1 protein-coding gene is annotated in these 3118 nt (G+C 36.7%); it reads left to right on the forward strand.

Annotated elements, in window-relative coordinates; translation table 11 throughout:
- The coding region (locus ACFIK4_RS05590; RefSeq protein WP_375675381.1) for an autotransporter outer membrane beta-barrel domain-containing protein at positions 1 to 2506 on the forward strand (2506 nt) is incomplete at its 5' end.
- Positions 2507 to 3118: the final 612 nt, after the last annotated feature.

Genomic DNA, 3118 nt, shown 5'->3' on the forward strand with positions numbered 1-3118 from the left:
TTATAAGAAAAATTTTTTGTTATGTACAATTGCTGGAACTTTGATTTTTTCTCATTTCGGTTCAACTTATGCAAATACATCGGCTCCTGAAACTCCTGAAATTTTGGGGAAGATTGAATTAAATAAGGGAGAAGAAAAGACTTTAAATAATGTTCTTGTCCGCGATAAAGGACCTGGAATATTAGCGCATGATAAAGCAGCTATCACAATTGTAAAATCAACAATACACACGGAAATGTCTGCACTTTCTGTATCAGAAGGTGGACGCATTCATGCTAAAGAAATTAAAGCAAATACAGTATACAAAGGTTTAGAAACAAAGAATGGTATAATCAACGTTGAAGATTCAACCATAACCGTCCAACGAGGAGGTGCCGGTGGTATCGTTTTTTATGAAACAAAAGATTCTTCACTGAAAAGTGGAGAAAAAGTTGTCAATAAGGTTGTTCTTAGCAATACAAAACTTCTTGTGAAAAACGGTACCGGTATTCTTGGTCCCTACTGCTCAAGAGCCGTTGCTGAAGTTCAACTTAAAGACTCAGAAATTCGATCTGACGTATTATTGAGAAATAAAACGAAACGTAAATATTATGACAACGATACTCTTCCTGTAACTTTAGCATTAACCGCTGATAATTCAACAATAGAGGGACGAGCAAGAACTTTAAAAGTCAATACAACGGTTTTGACTCTGAATAACAAAAGCAAATGGTACTTAAAGACCTCTCAAGAGGAAGTCGATACTGACTTTAATGTGTTTAACTATGAGCTCAGTGATATTAAACAACGAGCCCTTTCTACCGTTTCAGTACTGAATCTTAATAATAGTTCTATCATATTTAAGACACCACAAGGGCGGGAAAAAGATCATTATCATACCTTGTATGTAGGGCGAACAGCTGAGGTTCGTAGACCTGAGGGAAGTACAATCCCCGATATAGAAAGCACTTATAATACAGTTTACAATGCCACAGGCAATGCAAAAATTTATTTTAATATTGAATGGAGTGATGGTCTAGTAAAAGAACAGCAAAAAGCTGACCGCCTCCTTATTCATGGTGATGTATCAGGCAGCACAACAGTCCATATCAAAAACCTTGCGAAAGGTGAGATATTAAAAGCTGAAGATTCTGTTTCCTCGAATATGCGTGGTCTTTCAGTCATTCAAGTTTCTGGAAATGCAAATGAAGATTCCTTCAAACTTGCACACGGCTACACCACAATGGAGGGATTGCCCTATAAATATATACTCAAAGCCTATGGTCCAACATCCAGCCATGGGACAGCCGATAGCACACAAAGTCATTTTAGCGGAATATCACAAGAATCAAAAGAAAATACCCTCAAAGACTACACAATCTACACGATATCAGCATCAGGAACAATGATTGAAGGTGTTTCACCAAAAGAGAAAGAAGCGCAAAATACCGGTTCATCATCCCTTGGACAAGCAAACAACGCACAAAACATCTTGGAAAAAAATCAGAATTTCTGGGATTTTCGCTTGCAAAATGCGACTCTCGATAATGAAGGAAAGATCAGAGCTCTCGTTCCTCAAGTGGCAAGCTATTTGTCCATGCCTAACGCACTATTCTCAGCTGGACTGGCTGATATAAACAATCAAAACACTTTACTCAACTCGATGCAGGAAAACACCTTTGAGACAAAAGATCATAAAAACAAAGGAGTCTTCTTCTCAACTTATGGAAATAAGATGACATTATCCTCTCACCGTACGCCATTACAATATGGCTATGGTGCCGATATTCACTATGCAGCTTTACAGGCAGGCATTACATTAGCAGCTCTAGAAGATCAAAATATGACCACCAATTTTGGTCTTTTAGGGACATATGGGAAATTAGCTTTCACCCCTAAAGACATGGAAGGTGCTGACAAGAGTACACTCAATAAATGGTCAATTGCTGCATATAGTGGGCTGCGCCATAATAATGGGATATACATCCATGCGCTCTTCTCCTATGGAATGCTCAAGGGAGATATCACCACAGCTCTCATAGGAAAGACTGCAGAATTGAAAAATGCTGATACATTCAGTGCATCAGCAACCATTGGACAAAAATTCGAAACCAGTAAGAAAGGATTGGTCTTTGAACCACAAGCACAACTTGTTTATCAACGCCTCATGCTTGGCACACTCTCAGATGTCGATGGCTTTGATGTGGATATGGGAAATCCTTATCAATACTTAGTGCGTGTGGGTGGACGCTTAACGCAAACGAAGCTTTCTATTGAAAACGGCGGTATTCTTTCTTTCTATGGTAAACTAAACGTTGTTAAAGCTTTTTCTAACAATGGTACGATACAGATTGGTGAACCATTCCACCTTGATTCTATAGGAGCTGCCCTTGAAGGTGGATTTGGTGTAAATGCACAATTATCACAAAATATCGCCCTTCATGCTGATGTTAACTATCAATATAAGCTTCAAAAAACTGGTATATCTGGAGCAAGCTTTTCAGGTGGAATACGCTATCAGTTTTAAGAAAACGCAAAAAACAATTTATATTCTATTCATTTTAATAAAAGGCAGTGCAAATGTGCTGCCTTTTTACAATCTATCGGAAAGAACCGTTAACAACTATTCTTTCTACCACCTTTCTTGAGCCAATTAATCTCACTCAAACCAAATGTAATAAAATCTGTTATCTCTAAATGAATACTGAATTCTCAAGAGAGCTGCCTTTTTGATTTATAAAAATCAAATGCTTTTAATAAAATTTTTTGTATTTTAAAACACGTAATAAATAATTCTCTGTGTAAGAAAATCAATTAAAAGCTTTTTGTAAGCACACAACAACAGCTTCTCCAAAAATTTTGTAGAGTTTCCATAACAACAGCCTTAAGCAACAAACATCCTTGCAAAATATTTTGTTTCTTAACACTTTTAAACAGAATACTGATCAATCTAGCTTTTCTGCAATTCATAGTTTCTAACTGCAATCTCTATTTTAAAAGCTATTCTAAAATCATTTTTTAAACGATAAAGAACACGACGCAATGTTTCGTTTTGTTGTTTACAATAAAAACATAATGATATAGAAACTGTCTGGGTACTTGCGCCATCAGGGGAATGAAGTAAGCATCAAAGCATACC

The sequence above is a fragment of the Bartonella sp. AP9QHHD genome (assembly GCF_042195625.1).
Classification (GTDB): Bacteria; Pseudomonadota; Alphaproteobacteria; order Rhizobiales; family Rhizobiaceae; genus Bartonella.